The 18488-nt window shown below is 71.4% G+C and carries 16 protein-coding genes and 1 pseudogene; 14 read left to right on the top strand and 3 right to left on the bottom strand.

Features of this window, described 5'->3' with window-relative positions; translation table 11 throughout:
- Window positions 1-44: 44 nt before the first annotated feature.
- From AB0C84_RS11820 to AB0C84_RS11810, 3 genes are read left to right on the top strand one after another with little or no spacing between them, the layout of a single operon-like run.
- On the top strand, window positions 45-914 hold the full coding sequence (locus tag AB0C84_RS11820; RefSeq protein ID WP_258944843.1) for a branched-chain amino acid ABC transporter permease: 870 nt from the start codon (window positions 45-47) through the stop codon (window positions 912-914).
- Complete coding sequence (locus AB0C84_RS11815; RefSeq protein ID WP_361064334.1) at window positions 911-2782, top strand: branched-chain amino acid ABC transporter ATP-binding protein/permease; 1872 nt, start codon at window positions 911-913, stop codon at window positions 2780-2782. The genes AB0C84_RS11820 and AB0C84_RS11815 overlap by 4 nt, the downstream gene beginning before the upstream one ends.
- On the top strand, window positions 2779-3552 hold the full coding sequence (locus AB0C84_RS11810; RefSeq protein ID WP_258944841.1) for an ABC transporter ATP-binding protein: 774 nt from the start codon (window positions 2779-2781) through the stop codon (window positions 3550-3552). Before AB0C84_RS11815 ends, AB0C84_RS11810 begins: the two co-directional genes overlap by 4 nt.
- A 151-nt stretch (window positions 3553-3703) precedes the next feature.
- Here AB0C84_RS11810 and AB0C84_RS11805 read toward each other — a convergent pair whose 3' ends face one another.
- A complete protein-coding gene (locus AB0C84_RS11805) occupies window positions 3704-4696 on the bottom strand; it encodes a ThuA domain-containing protein (protein WP_361064331.1) in 993 nt (330 codons plus the stop codon).
- 272 nt (window positions 4697-4968) lie between these two features.
- Between AB0C84_RS11805 and AB0C84_RS11800 the strand changes: the two genes are divergently transcribed.
- The 8 genes and pseudogenes from AB0C84_RS11800 to AB0C84_RS11765 all read left to right on the top strand — a co-directional run bounded on the left by AB0C84_RS11800 (window position 4969) and on the right by AB0C84_RS11765 (window position 12100).
- On the top strand, window positions 4969-7134 hold the full coding sequence (locus tag AB0C84_RS11800; protein ID WP_361064328.1) for a PQQ-binding-like beta-propeller repeat protein: 2166 nt from the start codon (window positions 4969-4971) through the stop codon (window positions 7132-7134).
- Window positions 7135-7190: 56 nt separating this feature from the next.
- Window positions 7191-7352, top strand: coding sequence for a pyrroloquinoline quinone precursor peptide PqqA (pqqA, locus tag AB0C84_RS11795; protein ID WP_361064325.1), 162 nt, complete (start codon window positions 7191-7193; stop codon window positions 7350-7352).
- A 10-nt stretch (window positions 7353-7362) separates the two neighbouring features.
- Window positions 7363-8262 carry a pyrroloquinoline quinone biosynthesis protein PqqB gene (gene pqqB / locus AB0C84_RS11790; protein WP_361064322.1) on the top strand — a complete coding sequence of 300 codons (900 nt, stop codon included), beginning with the start codon at window positions 7363-7365 and terminating at the stop codon, window positions 8260-8262.
- A complete protein-coding gene (gene pqqC / locus AB0C84_RS11785) occupies window positions 8259-9032 on the top strand; it encodes a pyrroloquinoline-quinone synthase PqqC (RefSeq protein ID WP_361064319.1) in 774 nt (257 codons plus the stop codon). The genes pqqB and pqqC overlap by 4 nt, the downstream gene beginning before the upstream one ends.
- Window positions 9022-9324, top strand: coding sequence for a pyrroloquinoline quinone biosynthesis peptide chaperone PqqD (pqqD, locus tag AB0C84_RS11780; protein WP_361064315.1), 303 nt, complete (start codon window positions 9022-9024; stop codon window positions 9322-9324). Before pqqC ends, pqqD begins: the two co-directional genes overlap by 11 nt.
- Window positions 9321-10439, top strand: a complete 1119-nt coding sequence (gene pqqE, locus AB0C84_RS11775) for a pyrroloquinoline quinone biosynthesis protein PqqE (RefSeq protein WP_361064312.1) — start codon at window positions 9321-9323, stop codon at window positions 10437-10439. Before pqqD ends, pqqE begins: the two co-directional genes overlap by 4 nt.
- A 21-nt stretch (window positions 10440-10460) precedes the next feature.
- Window positions 10461-11285: pseudogene (locus AB0C84_RS11770) on the top strand (hypothetical protein); the annotation flags it as partial.
- A 542-nt stretch (window positions 11286-11827) separates the two neighbouring features.
- Window positions 11828-12100, top strand: coding sequence for a hypothetical protein (locus AB0C84_RS11765; protein ID WP_361064309.1), 273 nt, complete (start codon window positions 11828-11830; stop codon window positions 12098-12100).
- 19 nt (window positions 12101-12119) lie between these two features.
- Here AB0C84_RS11765 and AB0C84_RS11760 read toward each other — a convergent pair whose 3' ends face one another.
- Window positions 12120-12803 carry a TetR/AcrR family transcriptional regulator gene (locus tag AB0C84_RS11760; protein WP_361064306.1) on the bottom strand — a complete coding sequence of 228 codons (684 nt, stop codon included), beginning with the start codon at window positions 12801-12803 and terminating at the stop codon, window positions 12120-12122.
- Between the two features lie 36 nt (window positions 12804-12839).
- Window positions 12840-14561: a TIM barrel protein gene (locus tag AB0C84_RS11755; protein ID WP_361064303.1), complete on the bottom strand. Its 1722-nt coding sequence runs from the start codon at window positions 14559-14561 to the stop codon at window positions 12840-12842.
- Window positions 14562-15025: 464 nt separating this feature from the next.
- Between AB0C84_RS11755 and AB0C84_RS11750 the strand changes: the two genes are divergently transcribed.
- The 3 genes from AB0C84_RS11750 to AB0C84_RS11740 form a co-directional block, all read left to right on the top strand.
- Entirely contained in the window at window positions 15026-15877 is an 852-nt protein-coding gene (locus AB0C84_RS11750; RefSeq protein ID WP_361064300.1) for an SDR family NAD(P)-dependent oxidoreductase, read from the top strand.
- 251 nt (window positions 15878-16128) lie between these two features.
- Complete coding sequence (locus tag AB0C84_RS11745; protein ID WP_361064297.1) at window positions 16129-16677, top strand: hypothetical protein; 549 nt, start codon at window positions 16129-16131, stop codon at window positions 16675-16677.
- Between the two features lie 678 nt (window positions 16678-17355).
- On the top strand, window positions 17356-18488 hold a 1133-nt coding region (locus tag AB0C84_RS11740), incomplete at its 3' end, for a PepSY domain-containing protein (protein WP_361064294.1).

Raw genomic sequence — 18488 nt, 5'->3', positions numbered from 1 at the left:
GTCCCCGGCCGGCCCCTCCGCCGGCCCGCGTCAGAAAGAGAACCATGCAGGTCTTCCTCCAGACACTCATCGGCGGGCTCAGCCTCGGCGCGATCTACGCCCTCGTCGCGATGGGGTTCTCCCTCGTCTACCGCACCATGGGCCTGGTCAACTTCGCGCACGCGGACGTGCTCATGATCGGCGCCTACACCGCCTCCACCTTCTACATGTCCAGCAAGCTGCCCTTCGCCCTCGCCATGGCGCTGGCCATCGCCATCACCGCCCTCATCGGCCTGTTCATCGAGCGGGTCCTGCGCCCGCTGGAGAACAAGGACTTCACCCTGATGCTGATCGGCACGATCGGCTTCGGGATGGTCCTGCAGGCCGTCGCGGTGCTCATCTGGGGCGCCACCGGCCGCGCCGTCGCGTCCCCGGTCAAGGCGGCGCCGCTGGAGTTCCTCGGGCTGCGGGTGCGCACCTACGACCTCGTCGTGCTGCTCATCGCGGCGCTCGCGGTGCTGCTGCTCGTCGGCTTCCTCCAGCGGACGAAGATGGGCGCCGCCATGCAGGCGGTCGCCATGGACCACGAGGCCGCCACCGCGGTCGGCATCCACGTCGGCCGCAGCAACGCCATCGCCTTCGCCGTCGGCGCCGGGCTCGCCGCCCTGGCCGGCGGCCTCGTCGGCCCGCTGCTGTACGTGAACGCGACCATGGGCGGGACCATCGGAATCAAGGGCTTCGCAGCCGCCATGCTCGGCGGCTGCGGGAACGTGCCCGGGGCGATCGCCGGCGGCTTCCTCATCGGGATCCTCGACTCGTTCGCCGCCGGGCATTTCCAGGGCTACTCCGAACTCGTGGTGTTCCTCGTGTTCACCGCGGCCATCATGATCAGGCCGACCGGCCTGTTCGGCGAGACGACGGTGAGCCGGGCATGACCGCGCTCCTGCACCACCGCCGCACCCCGGGGCTCGCGACGCTCGCCGCGCTCGTCCTGGTCGCCTGGCTGCTGCCGTACCAGCTCGGCGGCTACGCCATCCACGTCGTCAACATCGCGCTGGTGTTCGCGCTGCTGGCCATCGGCATGGGCCTCGCCATGGGGATCGCCGGCCAGATCAACCTCGCGCAGGTGGCCTTCTTCGGGGTCAGCGCCTACGCCACCGCGATCCTCACCACCGACAAGGGGCTCGGGTTCTGGCCCGCCGCCCTGATCGCGCTCGTGGCCACGGCCCTGATCGGGCTGCTGGTGGGCATCCCGGCGCTGCGCATGCAGTCGCACTACCTCGGCATCGTCACCCTCGGGCTCGCGCTCGGGTTCATCAACTGGACGACCAACGCCAAGACGGCCGGAGGCGCCGAGGGCATCTCCGCAATCCCCGTCCCGCCGATGTTCGGCATCGACCTGTCCAGCGAGTACCTCTACTACTACCTCGAAGTGGTGGTGTTCGCGATCGCGCTGGCGTTCGGGCTCTTCGTCGTCCGGACCGGGCTCGGCCGCAGGATGATGGCCATGCGGGACGACCCGCTGGCCGCCGGCGCCGTCGGTGCGGAGATCCCGCTGCTGCGGATGACCGCGTTCATGCTCTCCAGCGTGTTCGGCGGCCTCGCCGGCATCCTCTACGCCGGGCTGATCCGCTACGTCGCGCCCGACACCTTCAACATCGCCAACATGTTCCTGCTGCTCGCGATGGTGGTGATCGGCGGACGGCAGAGCCTCGTCGGCTGCGTCGTCGGCGCGGTCGGGCTGACGCTCGTCCGCGAGCAGCTCGTCGACTACCCGACCTACGCCCAGCTCGGCTTCGGCGTCGTGGTGGTCCTCATGGTGGTGTTCGCGCCGACGGGGCTCGCCGGTGTCCCGGCACGGGTGAAGACCTTGGTGGACCGCCGCCGGGGCCGGACCTCCGAGCGCGCCGTCCTGCGCCCGTTCCGGCCGTACGAGGCCGCCGAGCCCGCCGGAACCGCCGGCGCCGAACCAGCGGACGGCGGCGCCGGCCCGGACGGGGAGCCGATCCTGGAAATCAGGGAGATCGCCAAGCACTTCCGCGGTCTCAAGGCGCTCAAGGACGTCACGCTGACGGTGCGGCGGGGAGAGATCCGCGGCATCGTCGGCCCGAACGGCTCGGGGAAGACGACGCTGTTCAACGTCATCAGCGGCTTCTACAGACCGTCCGGGGGCCGGGTCCTGCTGGACGGGCGGACCGTGTCGGGATCGCGCCCGTACCGGCTCTCCATGCTGGGCGTGGCCCGCACCTTCCAGAACCTGCGCCTGTTCGGGGAGCTGAACGTCCGGGACAACCTCCTGGTCGCGCTGGACCGGTCCCGCACCCGCGCGATCTGGCGGTACGCGCTGTGGCCCGTCGGGATCTGGCGGCAGGAGCGCCGGCTGCACCGGCGGGCGGACGAGCTGCTCGACCGCTTCGGGCTGACCGGGTTCGCCGGGGCCGCGCCGGGAGCGCTGCCCTACGGCATCCAGCGGCGCATCGAGATCGCCCGCGCGATGGCGTCCGGGCCGCGCCTGCTGCTGCTCGACGAGCCGGCGGCCGGGCTGAACGGCGAGGAGGTCCGCCAGCTCGCCGAGATCGTCCGCTCGATCCGCGACAGCGGCGTCACCGTCGTCCTCATCGAGCACAACATGGGCCTGGTGATGTCGCTGTGCGAGCGGGTCACCGTGCTCGCCGGAGGCTCGGTGATCGCCGAGGGCACGCCCGCCGAGGTGGTCGCCGACCACGCGGTGATCGAGGCCTACCTCGGAGACTCCGCCATGGCCGGCATGCCCCTCCCGGACACCAGCGAGGTGACCTCATGAACGCCGACACGACCTCCGCCGGAACCCGGCGCGAGAAGCCGCCTCCGGAAAGGGAGGGGGCGACCCTCACCGTGGAGGACCTGTCCGTCCACTACGGGGGAGTGTGCGCGGTCAGCTCGATCGGCTTCACCGTCGAGCCCGGCCAGTCGGTGGGCATCATCGGCGCGAACGGCGCGGGCAAGACCTCCACGCTCAAGGCGCTGATGGGCCTGGTGCCGCGCAGCGGCGGCCGCGTCACCTTCGGCGGCACCGACCTGGCGAAGGTCAGGGCGCGCGACGTCGTCAGGCACGGCATCGGCTACGTCCCCGAGGGGCGGCACGTCTTCCCCGGCCTCACAGTAGAGAAGAACCTGATGCTGGGCGCCTACGCCCGGTCGTGGCGCGACTCCGCGACCAGGGAGAGCCTCGCCGAGGTCTACGAGCTGTTCCCGGTGCTGGGAGAGATGCGCTCCCGGCTCGCCGGCGCCCTGTCCGGCGGGCAGCAGCAGATGCTGGCCGTCGGCCGGGCGCTGATGGCCCGGCCGCGGCTGATCCTGCTGGACGAGCCGTCCATGGGCCTGTCGCCGAAGCTCGTGGAGGACATCCTCGCCGTGCTGCTGCGGCTTCGCGGGGAGGGGCTGAGCCTGCTGCTGGTCGAGCAGAACGCCAAGCTGACCTTCGAGGCGACGAGCGACTGCGTGGTCATGGAGAACGGGGAGGTGGCCATGACCGGCACCTCCGCCGAGCTGCGCGACGACGTCCGCGTCCGCCGCATCTACCTGGGCCTGTAGTGCGGGCGGGCGCTGCACACCGCGCCTGCGGACGTTGAGGCGCGGTCGCCCGTTCCTGCCCGACACTCGCGCCACCTGTCGCCGCCCGGAACGCGATCCGGGCGGCGACAGGTGGGGGAGGCGGCACGGTGGGGCGCCCGCCCCGCGTGCGTCAGCGGCAGAAGGGCTTCTTGCCCATGGCGGACTCGATCCCGTTGAGCAGCAGGCTCTGGAACTCCTTCGCCCCGGCGAAGGAGCCGCCGTCATCGGTGAACGCCTTGGCGTCGTGGCCGAGGGTGGTGAGCCAGGCGCGTCCGCCGTCGTAGTACTGGCACCAGGCCACCGGGTGGAGCGAGCCGTGGCCCGGGTGGTTCATGTTGCCCGCGATCCCCTGCGTCAGGGTCCCCTCGTCCACGGTCGCCAGGAACCGCACGCGGCTCGGGAAGGGGACGAGGTTGTACCACTCGTCGGTGAAGGCCCAGCGGCTCGGCAGCCCCGCGGTGGAGACGTCCTTGCGGTCGACGGTCTGGACCGTTCCGGGCTGCTCTCGCGGGTGGTCGTAGAAGTTGGCGCCGCCGAGGAGGCCCTCGTACCACGGCCAGTTGTACTCGGTCCCGAACGCGTTGTGGACGCCGACGAATCCGCCGCCGCCCCGGATGTACTGGCGCAAGGACGTCTGGGCCGCGTCGTCGAGGGTGTCGCGGCTGGTGCTGAGGAACACGACCGCGTTGTAGCCGAAGAGCCTGGCCGGGGAGGCCAGCTGCGCCACGTCCTCGGTCCAGTCGACGGAGAACCCGTTCTTCCGGCCCATCTCCACCAGGGCCTTCTGGGCCGCGTTCGCGTCGCCGAGCGCGGGGTTCATGCCCGGCGGGAGAGCGGGCCCGAGGTTGGCGTGCCGTGGCCCGGCGGTCCGGCTGTAGACGAGGATCCGGTAGCCCTTCGACGCGTCGAAGTTGCCCCAGTCGTGGTAGCAGCGCGGGTCGGTGCCGCGGCACACGCCGTAGTCGGGGTCGCCGAGCTCCTGGGCGCCGCGGTCCTTGGGCTTGGCGAGCGGGCCGCCCGCGGTGGCGGGCACCCCGGTGAGCAGCGACGTGGTGACGAGCACCGCGGCCGTGCCGAGCGCGGCGGCGGTCGCGGTGGCGAGGCGGGACGAGGGTCTCCTCATGGAACGGGTTCCTTCCTGGCGAGCGGCCTCTATGGTCCGTCTAGTGGTCTAGTTGGACCGTCAAGAGGTTCAAGGAACATCTCATGTGAAGCTCGGCGGCGGCAATACCCGAGCATGCACTGCGACTCCTGCGGCTCTTCTGGGCGACGAAACGATGGTTTTGTGCGACGAGTTCCTTCGGTGCCTCTTGTCAGGGGCCGGAAACCGACTTACCGTGGCGTCCGTTCACTGGACCTTCAAGTCCGCCTAGCGGACCATGAGAGGAAGCGGGCATGGAACGACGGAACTTCCTGACCGGTGCGGCCGCGGCCGTCGGCGGCACCATGGCCTTCGCGCCGCTCCGTGCTCCGGAGGCGCAGGCCCAGACGGCCGGCTCCCGGCTCGCGCTGCCGGTGCCCCGCCAGCCGGCCGCGTTCGGTCCCACCGGACGCGACTTCCCGAAGGTCTGCGGGAACCTCGCCAACCAGAACCACTCCACGCTGCGCGGGATCAACCGCGGCAATGTCAGGCGCCTCGGCGGCGCCTGGCACGTCAACCTCGAAGGGGGCAGCACCTCCGGCCGCTCGCAGCAGAGCACGATCGTCGCCCAGGACGGCGTCCTGTACGTGCAGACCGCCCAGCAGAACGTGTTCGCCGTCGACGGCCGGACCGGCGAGGTCAAGTGGCGGACCGGCGTCGGCGCCCGGCAGACCAACATGCGCGGGGTGGGGCTGGGGGAGGGGCTGGTCTTCACCACCTCCGGCGAGAACATCGTCTACGCCCTGGACCAGAGGACCGGCGCCGTCGTCTGGCAGCGCGAGCTGCTCATCGCCGGGGAGGGCGACCCGTCCTGCGACCCCCAGGAGGGCCAGTGCGGAGGCAACCGCGGCGGGCTCGCCGGGGCCATCGTCTACTGGGACGGCCTCATCTACGTCGGGACCGAGGGCAGCACCGCCGGGGCCCGCGGCCGCGGCTACGCGCTGAACGCCCGGACCGGCGAGGTCGCCTGGACGTTCTGGGGCACGCCCGGCCCCGGCGAGTACGGAAACGACACCTGGGAAGGCGAAACCTGGAAGACCGGCGGGGCCGTCTGCTGGATCCACCCGGCGGTCGACCCGGAGCTGGGCCTGGTCTACTGGACGTTCGGCAACCCCTACCCCCGGACGAACGGCTCCACCCGGGGCGGCGCGAACCTGTTCTCCAACTGCCTGGTCGCCATCGACGCCAAGACCGGGAAGCGCCGCTGGCACTTCCAGTCCGTCCACCACGACATCTGGGACTACGACAACGTCATGGCCCCGGTGCTGATCGACCTGCAGATCGGTCACCGCAAGCGCAGGGTCGTGGTCTACGGCAGCAAGGTCGGGATGTACTACATCCTGGACCGTGCGACCGGCAGGCCCGTGCACGGCATCACCGAGCGGCCCGTCCCGCAGGAGCCGCGCCAGAAGACCTGGCCCACCCAGCCCTTCCCCGGCGGCGAGCCGTTCGTCCACCAGGCCCCGAGCTTCCACGACACCACCAGGCCGGTGCCGTACTACCCGACCGGTGAGATCTTCACGCCGTTCTGGGACGACGCCACCATCCTGTTCCCCGGCGCGGGCGGCGGCGCGGACTGGTCGTACCTGTCGTTCAGCCCGCACACCGGGTTCGTCTACGTCGGCTACGGGCTGATCAATTCGTCCTACTCCAACACCAACGGCGGGCGCGTCAACACCGCGCGCCCCCTCGGGGAATACTTCTCGGGCGGCCTCGCCGCCGTGGACCCGCGCACGAACAAGCCCGTGTGGCGCAAGGAGGGCGACTGGTCCCTCGCCCACGGCAACGGCATTCTCACGACCGCCGGGCGCGTGATGTTCCAGGGCCGGCCGGACGGGGTGCTCGTCGCCATGGACGACGCCGACGGCCGCGACCTGTGGACGTGGCAGTGCGGCGCGGGCGTCCACACCAGCCCGATCAGCTACGAGATCGACGGCGAGCAGTACATCGCGGTCTTCGCCGGCGGCAGCGGGCTGCCCTACCCCGACATCCCCAAGGGCGACCACCTCTGGGCGTTCAAGCTCGGCGGCAAGGTCGGCCCCGCGCCCGCGCCCACGCCGCCGTCCAGGCGGAACCAGATCCGCGCGGCGGCGGTCGCGGGCAGCGCCGTGAACGACACCGTCACGCTCGGCCGGATCTGGGACCCCGCGGCCGGCGCGCCCGGCGGCGAGGAGAACACCGTCGCCCAGAACGCCATGTCACCGCAGCACCTGACGGTCCCGGTCGGGACCGAGGTCACCTTCGTCAACCCCGCCGGCAACGAGCACTCCCACGGCGCCGCGTCGTTCTTCGAGCACGTCTTCAACAGCGGGCGGCTCAAGCCCGGTGAGTCCTACAAGCACAGGTTCACCGGGCGCGGCGAGTACTTCTACAACGACCCCGTCTTCCCGCAGAGCACCGGGAAGATCGTCGTCCAGTGAGCCGCCCGGGGCGGTGCCCCGGGCCTACCGGATCCATCAACGGAAGGGAAGCAGCGATGACCGCGCACACCACCGACACCGAGGCCGCGACCACCGAGACCGGGGAGGCCCGGCCGGCGGCCCCGGCCGGTGACCAGGGCTCCGCCTGGTCGACGCCCGGCTACCAGATCGTCGAGACCTCCATGGAGGTCACGGCCTACTTCGGCGCCGAGCTCTGACCTCGTGACGATGCGGGTGCGGATACTCGGCACCGCCGCGGGCGGCGGCGTCCCCCAGTGGAACTGCGCGTGCCACGGGTGCGCCGCCGCCCGCGCGCACCCGCGATGGCGCCGCCGGCACGCCTCGGTCGCGATCGAGGCGGGCGAGGGCCGGTGGCACGTGGTGAACGCCACGCCCGACATCGCCGAGCAGATCGAATCGAGTGCGGCGCTGCGGCCGCGGTCCCGGGACCGGAGCCCCGTCGCGGGGGTCATCCTCACCGACGGCGAACTCGACCACACGCTCGGCCTCCTGCGGCTCCGGGAGGCGCAGCAACTGCGGATCGCCGCCACCGGCACCGTCCGCGCCGCGCTGGAGAGCGGATTGCGCCTCGACCGCGTCCTCGCTCACTACGCCGACCTCGCCTGGACGGACCTGCCGGAGGACGGGCCCGTCCCGCTGGACGGCTCCGGCCACCTGGAGATCAGCGCCGTGCGGGTGTCGGGCAAGCGACCCCGCTACGCGGCCGATCTCGACATCCCCGGCGGCCCCTGGTCGGTGGCCCTTCACGTCACCGACCGGGGCAGCGGCAGGAGCCTCGTGTACGCCCCGGCGGTCGCGGACTGGTCACCCGGCCTCGCCGCCGCGCTCGCCGCCGCGGACTGCGTCATCGTCGACGGGACCTTCTGGGACGACGAGGAACCACGCCGGTCCGGCTTCACCCGCAAGACCGCCACCGAGATGGGCCACCTGCCGATCACCGGTCCCGGCGGGACGGCGGAGCGGCTCGCGGCGCTGCCCGCGGCCCGGCGCCTGTACACCCACCTGAACAACACCAACCCCCTCGTCGACCCGGGCCACGAGGGGCATCGCACCCTCGCGGCGATGGGCGTCGAGGTGGCACCGGAAGGCCTGGTGATCGAACTGTGAGCACGGCCCCGTCCCGTCCCGCGCCCGGCGGCTCCCGTACCCGCCCCTGGACGCCGGACGAGCTGGAGCGGCGCCTCCGCGAGACCGCCGCCGAGCGCTACCACCACCGGCACCCCTTCAACCTGCGCATGCACGAGGGCCTGCTGTCGCGGGAGGAACTGCGCTGCTGGATCCTCAACCGCTTCCACTACCAGCGCAACATCCCGATCAAGGACGCGATCATCCTGGCCAAGCTGGACAGCCGGGAGCTGCGGCGGAGCTGGATCCGGCGCATCCACGACCACGACGGCCGGGACGGCGACGGAGGAGCTCCCGACGACGCCGGCGGAATCGAGCGGTGGCTGCGGCTCGGCGAGGCCGCCGGGCTGGACCGCGTCCTGCTGCTGTCGGGCGAGGGCGTCCTTCCGGCCGTGCGGTTCGCCGTGGACGGATACCTCAACTTCTGCCGCCTCGGCTCGCCCCTCGAAGCCGTCGCGTCGTCGCTGACGGAGCTGTTCGCGCCGGACCTCATGGTCACGCGCATCGGGGCCTGGGAGCGCCACTACCCGTGGATCGAGCCCGAAGGGCTGCGCTACTTCCAGGTCCGGGTCCGGCAGGGCCGCCGCGACGCCGACGAGGCGCTCGCCCTCGTGCACCGGTGGACCGAGACCCGCGCCGACCAGGAGAAGGTCTTGGCGGCGTTCGCCCTCAAGTGCGACGTCCTCTGGACCCTGCTGGACGCGGTCGAGCACGCGTCCCACGAACGCACCGGGACGGCCGATGGCCGCTGACGCCGCCCCGGTGGCCCCGGCCGTCGCCGCACCGGCCGAACCCTGGCGGCCGGCTCTGGCCCGGTCCGTCCTCCTGCGGTACGACCGCGTCCGCGACGCCGAGCTGCTGCTCATGCCCGAACGCGCCGTCCTGCTCAGCCGGGAGGGCGGCCGCATCCTGCGGCTCTGCGACGGGCGGCGCACCCTGACCGGCATCATCGCCGAACTCGCCCGCACCTACCCGGACGCCCCGCTCGACAAGGACGTCCCCGACTTCCTCACGAGAATCCGCACGGAGGGATGGCTGCGTTGAGCGAACCCGCCGCACCCTGGGCACTGCTCGCCGAAGTGACCCACACGTGCCCGCTGCACTGCCCCTACTGCTCCAACCCCCTGGAGCTGGTCCGGCGCAGCACCGAGCTGGCGGCGGACGAGTGGGCGCGCGTCTTCGCCGAGGCCGCCGGACTCGGCATCGTCCAGGCGCACATCTCGGGCGGCGAACCGCTGCTCCGCGAGGACCTGGAGGAGATCGCGGCCGCGGCCGGACGGGCGGGCGTCTACACCCAGCTCGTCACCAGCGGCCTCGGTCTGACCCGCGAACGGCTGGACGCCCTCGCCGGCGCCGGCGTCAACAGCGTGCAGCTGTCGGTGCAGGACGCCGACCCGGCGAACTCCGACCTCATCGCCGGGCGCGCCTCGTTCGCGGCGAAGGCGCATGCCGCCGAGCTGGTCCGCGCGTCCGGACTGCCGTTCGGGCTGAACATCGTCCTCCACCGGCACAATCTCGACCATCTGCCACAGATTCTCGAGCTGGGCGCGCGCTGGGGCGCCGACCGCATCGAGCTGGCCAACGCCCAGTTCTACGGCTGGGCCCTGCGCAACAGAACCGCTCTGCTGCCGTCCCGGGAGCAACTAGAGCGTGCCAAGACGACGGTCGCCGAACACCGGTCGACCGGAGGCGGGCCCGAGCTCGTGTGGGTGATGCCCGACTACCACGAAGGCGTCCCCAAACCGTGCATGGGCGGATGGGGGGCGCGGTCCATCACGGTCGCGCCAGACGGGACCGCGCTGCCCTGCCCGGCCGCCTACGCGATGACGGACCTGCGCCCGCCGAACGTTCGCGGCAACTCACTGGCCTGGATCTGGACCGAGTCGGAGGCGTTCAACGCCTACCGGGGCACCGGCTGGATGACCGGCCCGTGCGGGGACTGCCCGCGCCGCGAGACCGATTTCGGCGGATGCCGCTGCCAGGCCTTCGCGCTCACCGGGGACGCCGCGCGCACCGACCCGGCTTGCTCCCTTTCCCCCGACCACCACCTCGTGCGCGAGCCCGCCATGGCCGCCGCCCAGGACACCGGCGCGCGGCCGGGCTTCGTCTACCGCAGACCCGGAGCCGGCCGGCGCGTCCCGGCACCACAGGAGAAGTGATGCGGCTCCACCGCTTCGAAGGCCGGGATGACGCGCGCCTACATCGACTACCTGGCGGCCCGCGCGGAAGGCGGAGCGGCGCTGGTGTTCAGCGAGGCCACCTACGTCCGCGCCGATGGCAGGGGGCGCGCACGTCAAGCGGGCGTCGCTGAGGACCGCCACATCCCGGGACTCGCCGCCATGGCCGCGGCCGTCCACGAGCACGGCGCGAAAGCGGGCGTGGAACTCAACCACGGCGGTCGCACGGTGCGGAGCCGCGTCAGCGGACTGCCGCCGGTCGCACCGTCCGCAGTGCCCTGCCCGCCCGCCGGCGGGGACATGCCCGCCGTACTCGGCGGAGAGGAGGTCCACGACCTCGTCGAGTGCTACGGAAGGGCCGCGCGACGCTGCCGGGAGGCCGGCGTGGACGTCCTGTCGGTGCACGCCGCCCACGGATACCTGGTGCACCAGTTCCTCTCCCCGCTGACCAACCTCCGGACGGACGAGTTCGCCGACCCGATGCGGTTCCTCGACCTGGTCCTCGCGGCCGTTCGGAACGCCGCGCCGGAGCTGTGCGTCGGCATCCGGATCTCCGCCTTCGAGGGCGTGCCGGGCGGGCTCGACGCCGCCCGGACCCTGGATCTGGTCCGGGCGGCCCGCCTCGATCTGATCGACTTCATCGACGTGTCGGCCGGCAACTACGAGGCTGCGCAGTGGATGGTGCAGCCGGGGGAGTGGCCCCCGGGATCCTGGCCGACCACGCGGAGCCCTATCGGACGCTCGGCCTGCCGGTGGGCGTGGCGGGACGGATCAGCGATCCGCAGGTCGCCGAGGAGGTCGTCGTCCGCGGCCGCGCCGACTTCGTGAGCATGGCCCGGGCCCTGCACGCCGACCACCGATGGCCGCGCCGTGTCCTCGCAGGCGAGCCGTTCCGGCCGTGCATCGCCTGCAACGTCTGCATCGACAGCCTGCACGGCGGCTCGCCCGTGCCGTGCTCGGTCAACCCTGACGTCGGCGCGCCGGAGCCCCGGCGGAGCGGCACTGCCCGGCCGTCCTCGCGGCTTGGGCCGTCCGGCGGCGTGATCGTCGTCGGTGGGGGACCGGCGGGCCTGGAGACCGCCCGCCTGGCGGCCGGACGCGGTCGTCGTCGCCACCGGACGCGCGCCCCGCCTCCCCGAGGTCGAGGGCGCCGGGCCCCCGCACGTCACCGAGATCGCGGAGTGGCTCAGGGAGGGCGGCGAACCGCCGGAGCAGTGCACGATCTGGGGCGCCGACCAGGCCGCGATGGCCGTCGCCGACCACATCGCCGTCCACGGCGGCCGCGTCCAGATCATCGCCGCGCGCGAGACACTGGCGCCCGAGGTCGGCCCCCGGGCGAGGATGCTGCCCATCGCCCGCTGGCCCCGGCGGTGCGCATCCTGCTGGGACGACGCGTCGTGCGCGTCGGAACCGATCACCTGGTCGTGCGAGGCCCTGCCGGCCGGGAGGAGATCGCCGCTCCCGGCCCGGTTCTGGTCTCACCCGAGCCGGCTTCCGGCCCGGAACGGCCGAGGTGGCTCCCGGCGAACACCGGGACACCCTTCCGCCTGGTCGGCGAGGCGGCAGGCGTGCCGAACTCCCTGGGGGCGGTTCTTCGCGACGCGGTGTCGGTCGCCGGCGCCTTCCCGGCCGAGATCGGCTGACCGCCGGGCGCGCGTCCGCCTACCCCCGGCCCTCCCGGGGTCCTCCGCGTCCGGCGCCGGTCAGATAGGCGACGACCATGTCGCCGATCATCTCGCGGTGCCGGTCCCGGTGCTCCGGCGCCGTCATGTCGCGGCCGAACAGCACCCCGAACGTGTGCTGGTTGGCGATCCGGAAGAAGCAGAACGAACTGATCATCATGTGCACGTCGACGGCGTCCGCGTCGGCGACGAAGTCGCCGCTCGCGCGGCCGGCGGCGAGGATCTGCGAGATCAGGTCGGCGACCGGGCCGCTGAGATCGGCGAGGATCCGCGACTCGCGCAGATGCTCGGCCTGGTGGATGTTCTCGATGCTGACGAGCTTGATGAAGTCGGGATGCGCCTCGTGGTGGTCGAAGGTGAGTTCGGCCAGCGTGCGGATCGCCTCCACCGGTGCCAGATGCCGCACGTCGATGGCGGACTCCAGCTTCCTGACCTCGGCGTACGCCTTCTCCAGCACGGCGAGGTACAGTTTCTCCTTGCCGCCGAAGTAGTAGTAGATCATCCGCTTGGTGGTGCGCATGAGCGCCGCCATGTCGTCCACCCGGGCACCGGCGTAACCGTGCCGCGCGAATTCCCGCTGAGCGACGTCCAGGATCTCCGCCCGGGTGCGGTCGGCGTCGCGCTGACGCTCTCCCGAGGCGGGTGTGACGGACCGCGTCGACATGTGACTCCGCAATGGTGATGGCTGACGGACCAGATCCTAGTGTGGGGCGCGGCGGGTTCGCCGGGCGTGCTGCGCGGCCAGCCGGACCGGCGCATTGGCCGCGCCGTACCCCCGGTAGCCGCCCGTCCGCTGGACGATCTCGAAGAACACCCGGCCGATGGTCGCGGTGTAGAAGTGCAGGAACTCCCCGCGGTCGTCCCGGTCGTAGAGCAGCCCGAGTTCCCGGAGCAGGAGGTGCCGCTCCGCGCCCAGGTCGTACCGGGCTTCGAGGTCGTCGTAGTAGTTGTCCGGAACGACGAGCGTCGCGGCCCCTGCCGCACGCATCCGCCGCGCGGTCGCCACGATGTCCGCGCTCGCCAGCGCCACGTGCTGCCAGGCCAGATCGTCCCTGCCGTCGTGCGCCCCGACATAGGCCACGTTGAGCGCCACCCGCACCCCGCCGTCCTCGGTGGACACCGCGCGGCTGCGCATCAGCCCGTAGGGGTCGGGCAGCTCCAGGCTGTCGTGCGGCCGGAGCCCGAGCACGCTCCTGTAGAACAGCGACGCCTCGTCGAAGTGGTGCCAGGGCTGGGTGAGTGCCACATGGTCTATGTGTGTGATCTCGCCCGTCGCCGCACCGGCGGGACCGCGGTCCTGCGCGAAGTCGTCGGTCCAGCTCGAATGGTCCGGCCGGGCCGTACGGCAGAAGAACACCTCGGTCCCGTCCGGAGCGGCGACGGCGTCCAGCGGCGCGTCCTGAGGGCCGCGCAGCCGGGGCAGGACGGGCGCCAGGAGCGCCTCGGCGCGCTTGACCGACGCGGCCGGGTCGGGCGTCTCCAGCCCGATGGCGCCGAGCGCCGGCCCGTCCCGGCCTTCGGCGCTCCCGCTGTTGACCAGGATGCGCGCCGCCCCCTGCTCCCACAGCTCCACCGGCTTGCCGGTGTGCCGTCCGGCGCGGACGAATCCCAGCGCGCCCAGCACCTCGCCGACCGGCCCGGCCGACGGCGCGGCCAGCTCGGCGAAGGCGAACCCGGTCGGGACGACCGGAGGGGGAAGCGCCCCGCCGGCGGACGCGGAGCCACCCGCCCGCTGTGCGACCCCCTCCTCCAGGGCTATGAGGGAGCGCATGGCGTCCTGGGCGGTGCGCATCGCCGCTGCCTGCCGGAAGATGTCGTTGAAGACCTCCAAGGACAGCGGGCCGTCGTACCCGGTCCGCAGGACGTGGTCGACGAGCCCCGTCACGTCGAGGTCCCCCTGTCCGGGGAAGCAGCGGTAGTGCCTGCTCCAGTAGAGGACGTCCATCGGCAAGGCCGGCGCGTCCGCGAGCTGGAGGAAGAAGATCTTGTTTCCGGGGATCGTGCGGATCGCGTACGGGTCGACGTCGCGGGCCAGGATGTGGAAGCTGTCCAGGCACACCCCCAGGTTGGGGTGGTCGGCGGCGCGAACGATCTGCCAGGCGTGGAAGTAGTCGTCGACGTGCCGCCCCCAGGCGAGCGCCTCGTAGGCGATCTCGATACCGTGCTCCGCGGCGCGCTCCGCGAGCAGCCTCAACTGCTCGGCGGCGAGCATGTCGTCGTCGATCGCCGCAGCGGAGACGTTCGAGCAGACGAGCAGCCGCGTGGCACCGAGCCGCTCCATCACGGCGAACTTGTGCTCCGCGCGCCGCAGCCCGGCGGCGAGCAGGTCCGGCGGCACCGCCTCGAAGTCGCGGAACGGCTGGTAGAGGTCGATGGTCAGGCCGAGGTCCGCCGCCCGGCGGCGCACGTCCTCGGGACTCATGTCGCTGCCGAGAAGATCGTTCTCGAAGATCTCGACCCCGTCGAATCCGCGGCCCCGACGGCCGTCAGCTTGTCCGCCAGCGACCCGCTGAGCGACACGGTCGCGATCGACCTGCGCATACCGCGCCCCCTCTAATGGACGAACTAGTACGTTAGCCTAACATCCGCTCATGGCCCCCGGCACTGGAGACCGTTCGAGGTTCCGTGCCGCGGAACGGCTGCTGGTAGTTCTCTGGCGGTTCGACCTTCTGTTGCGCTCGCCGGGCGCGTAGCGGTTCCAGGGCGCCCGCGTCGGCGGTGCGGCTGGCCTGCCCGTCGGCGTGAGCGCCCCTGCCCGCTCCCCGCACCGGCCGCCTCTAGCTCGGTAGAAGTCTCCGTGGCACAGGCCAGCCGACCGCTGTCACAGGGATCTGGTCGTCGGTGTCTGGTGCTCGAAAGCCACTTCCGAAGGAACGGAACGTCATCATGAGCAAGGTCTGGTTCGTCACCGGTTCGTCCCGTGGTCTGGGCCGTAACTTCGTCGAGGCCGCACTGTCCCGCGGTGACGGGGTCGCTGCGACCGCCCGGAACACCGAAAGCCTTGATGAACTGGTCGCCACCTATGGCGACGCGGTGCTGCCGGTCGCGCTCGACGTGACCGACAGGGCCGCTGTCTTCGCGGGCGTGAAGCGGGCCGTGGAGCACTTCGGCCGTCTCGACGTCATCGTCAACAACGCCGGGTACGCTCAGGTCGGCGCGGTCGAGGAGCTGACCGAGCAGGATCTGCGCGACCAGATGGAGACCAACCTGTTCGGTGCGGTGTGGGTCGTCCAGGCCGCACTGCCCTACCTGCGCGAACAGGGCTCGGGGCACATCATCCAGTTGTCCTCGGCCGCCGGCCTCATCGCGATGCCGCTGGGCGGCGCCTATCACGCCTCGAAGTGGGCGGTGGAGGGCCTGAACGAAGCTCTCGCCGGCGAGGTCGCCGGCTTCGGGATCAAGGTGACCGTGATCGAGCCCGGCGGGTTCGCCACCAGGTCCGGGAAGAACCCCGACCCTCTCGCCAACGGTCACATGGCCGAGCCCGACCCGGCCTACGACGATCTCCGCCGGCACCTCGCCCAGGTCGCGGGCAAGCAGCCCGCCGGAGACCCGGCCGCCGCGGCCAGGACCCTCCTCAAGATCGTCGATTCCGACGCCCCGCCCCTGCGGGTGCTGTTCGGCCAGGGCTTCTACCCGATGATCCAGCAGGCCTACGCCGACCGGCTCAAGACCTGGGCCGACGGCCAGGACCTCTCGGCCGAAGCCCACGGCAACCTCGACCAACCGACCCAATGACCCTCGCCCTGAGCCCTTGAGACTCGGCCGCCTCGTGTGCTTGCCGCTGTGGGCGGTTGTCGGAGGGCCTGGGTGAGCATCTTCTCAGCTTCGGCTACGGCTACCAGGGCGCGCCGGGGGACGTGGCCCGGGGCGGCCTTCCTGGCCTCGGATGGGGTGGCTTGGATCGCCGGACAGGTCCTCACAATTGACGGCGGGAAGGAGCGGAAGCGTTACTAGCACCAAGCCCGGTCCGGATCGATGATGGCCGTGTGCGTTTAGAGGATGATCTGCTCTGGGAGGCCGCTGACCGGAACGGCTGGGGCCTGCGGTGGCTCCGCCATGTCGCGGCGGCGGCCGCCCTCGCCGGCTTCGGTGGCCTGCTCTGGCTGGGCGACGAGTGGTTCGTCTCCGTCGCGACGTTTTGCGGAGCATCGGTCTACGCGGCCTGGGCCACGGCCTACTGGCTGCGGGACAGGCGGCGTTTTGTCCGGGTGACAGTCGTCGACGACGTCCCGCGCCGCATCCGCGTTCACCGCGTCAGCGGGCGGACCACCGACCACGACCCCCGCATGGTGAACACGGTGCACATCACCCACCGGGGCCACGACTACGATCCCGACCACCCGTCGCTGCTCGGCCCGGGAGCGGGAACCGCGACACTGCGGCTGCGGATGGAGGGCCGGCAGCTCACCAGCCGTTGGGCCGGGCTCAACTCCGCAGAGCTTGATCAGGTGGAGCAGTCCTGGCGCACCGTCTGCCCGAAGGCCGCCATGGACGGCAGACGCCTACCGGGGAAGTTCGCGGGCTACTCCTACTGACCCATTGGTTGCTCAAATCGGTCTCGAAAACCAATCTCGTCGGGAGCGCCGGGAGTTACGGGACGATGTCGAAGGCCGAGTTTCCCAGGTTATCTGCCCAATGATTCTTGGTACTTGTTCAAATCCACAGGCACCGCGCAGGCAGTGGCTCGGCACATCGAACGGGCACAACTGATCGGCGATGTGACGATGGTGGAGTCTGCACGCGTCAACCATGACTCGGGCGTCAACGGGCTGAAGGGAATTCCGCACGAGCCGACCCCGCAGCTGGCGCACGCGGCGGCGTGTGCCGGCTCCGCGCTCTCGCTGGGCATCTTGGCCGCCCGCGGGACCAGCGGGGCCAGCGCCCGGACATCCGCCAGCCCCGCCGCTACGCGGATACCCGGGCTCCAATCTTCGTTCACCGGGATCCGGTGCCGGCCGTAACTCTCGTGGGGCTGGGCCGAATGCTGCTCACCAGGGAAGTTGTCTCGTCTACAGTCTTTCAGTTCCTGGTTTGTGAAAATTCATGCTGCTTTGAAAATATTGACACGTTCAAGTCCGACAGGGTGCACTTCGGGCAGCTCATCCCGTATGAGCGACACGTCCCCAATCCCCCTGGCGACAAGGGCGTCGCGGAGCGCTCCCACATGAGGCTTCGGGCGCCCTGTGCCGCAGGGCCCGTGGAAGGAGCACCCTGTGAGACACCAGACCGCGATCGGGGCGGCCGCGCTGGCGGCCGGCCTCGCCGTGGCGATGTCCGTCCCCGCCACAGGAGCGACCGCCCGCACGATCCCGGCCAAGCCGGACCCCCGCACGCTCGCGGCGGTCTCAGCCGACACCTTCGTGGCCGCCAAGCCGGCGGAGTTCATGAAGGCCCCGAAAGACAAGATCTTCCGTACGAACGTCACCTCGGGCCTGCGCGGCCTGCAGTACGTGGAGTACCAGCGCACCTACGACGGCCTGCCGGTCCTGGGCGGCGACATCGTCGTCACCACGAACGCCGACGGCGGTGTGCTGAGCACCTCGGCCAACCAGACCTCGACGCTCGACGTCGGCACCAAGCCAACGATCCAGGCGGCGAAGGCCGCCGCGGTGTCGCGTGGCAAGGTCGCGAAGGTCGACACGGTCTCCACCCCCCGCCTCACCGTGTTGGCGGAGGGCAAGGGACGTCTGGTCTACGAAACGGTCGTCACCGGTCACCAGAAGAAGGGCGAGACGAAGCTGCACGTGTTCGTCGACGCCAAGACCGGCAAGGTCGTCCGGACGTTCGATGACGTCCGCGACGCCGCCGATGACCGAAGCTTCTATCACGGCACGGTGGACCTGAGCACCGCGGCGACGTCGATGACCGACCCCGCACGTCCCGGCCACCAGTGCGGCGGGCAGGGCGGCTCGGCCTACACCGGCAGTGACAGCGCCTGGGGCAACGGCAGCGGGACGAACCTGGAGACCGGCTGCGTGGACGTGCTGTACGCGGTCCAGAAGGAATGGGACATGCTCAAGGCATGGCTCGGCCGCAACGGGACGAACGGCAACGGCCGGGGCTTCCCCTCGCGCGTGGGTCTGAACGACGTCAACGCCTACTGGAACGGCAGTTACACCAACTTCGGCCACAACCAGGCGAACACCAAGCTGGCCACGTCCGTCGACGTCGTCGGCCACGAGAACGGCCACGCGATCTTCCAGACCACGCCCGGCGGCTCCAGCGGCGGCAGCGGCAACGAGAAGGGCGGGATGAACGAGTCGGCCGGCGACATCTTCGGCGCGCTGACCGAGCACTACATGAACGAGCCCTCCACCCTCGACCCGCCGGACTACCTGGTCGGCGA

Origin of the sequence: Actinomadura sp. NPDC048955, from assembly GCF_040649435.1 — a bacterium.
Taxonomy (GTDB): domain Bacteria; phylum Actinomycetota; class Actinomycetes; order Streptosporangiales; family Streptosporangiaceae; genus Spirillospora; species Spirillospora luteofluorescens.
Note: the sequence above shows the minus strand (reverse complement) of the source record. Positions and strands in the feature narration are given on the sequence as shown.

Bases quoted from the DNA above. Each gene is read 5' to 3' on its own strand.
- AB0C84_RS11750 (WP_361064300.1), top strand. From the start codon at position 15,026: ATGAGCAAGGTCTGGTTCGTCACCGGTTCGTCCCGTGGTCTGGGCCGT.
- AB0C84_RS11805 (WP_361064331.1), bottom strand. From the start codon at position 4,696: ATGAGGAGACCCTCGTCCCGCCTCGCCACCGCGACCGCCGCCGCGCTC.
- AB0C84_RS11755 (WP_361064303.1), bottom strand. From the start codon at position 14,561: ATGAGTCCCGAGGACGTGCGCCGCCGGGCGGCGGACCTCGGCCTGACC.
- AB0C84_RS11810 (WP_258944841.1), top strand. From the start codon at position 2,779: ATGAACGCCGACACGACCTCCGCCGGAACCCGGCGCGAGAAGCCGCCT.
- pqqA (WP_361064325.1), top strand. From the start codon at position 7,191: ATGACCGCGCACACCACCGACACCGAGGCCGCGACCACCGAGACCGGG.
- pqqD (WP_361064315.1), top strand. From the start codon at position 9,022: ATGGCCGCTGACGCCGCCCCGGTGGCCCCGGCCGTCGCCGCACCGGCC.
- AB0C84_RS11815 (WP_361064334.1), top strand. From the start codon at position 911: ATGACCGCGCTCCTGCACCACCGCCGCACCCCGGGGCTCGCGACGCTC.
- AB0C84_RS11820 (WP_258944843.1), top strand. From the start codon at position 45: ATGCAGGTCTTCCTCCAGACACTCATCGGCGGGCTCAGCCTCGGCGCG.
- AB0C84_RS11800 (WP_361064328.1), top strand. From the start codon at position 4,969: ATGGAACGACGGAACTTCCTGACCGGTGCGGCCGCGGCCGTCGGCGGC.
- AB0C84_RS11760 (WP_361064306.1), bottom strand. From the start codon at position 12,803: ATGTCGACGCGGTCCGTCACACCCGCCTCGGGAGAGCGTCAGCGCGAC.
- pqqB (WP_361064322.1), top strand. From the start codon at position 7,363: ATGCGGGTGCGGATACTCGGCACCGCCGCGGGCGGCGGCGTCCCCCAG.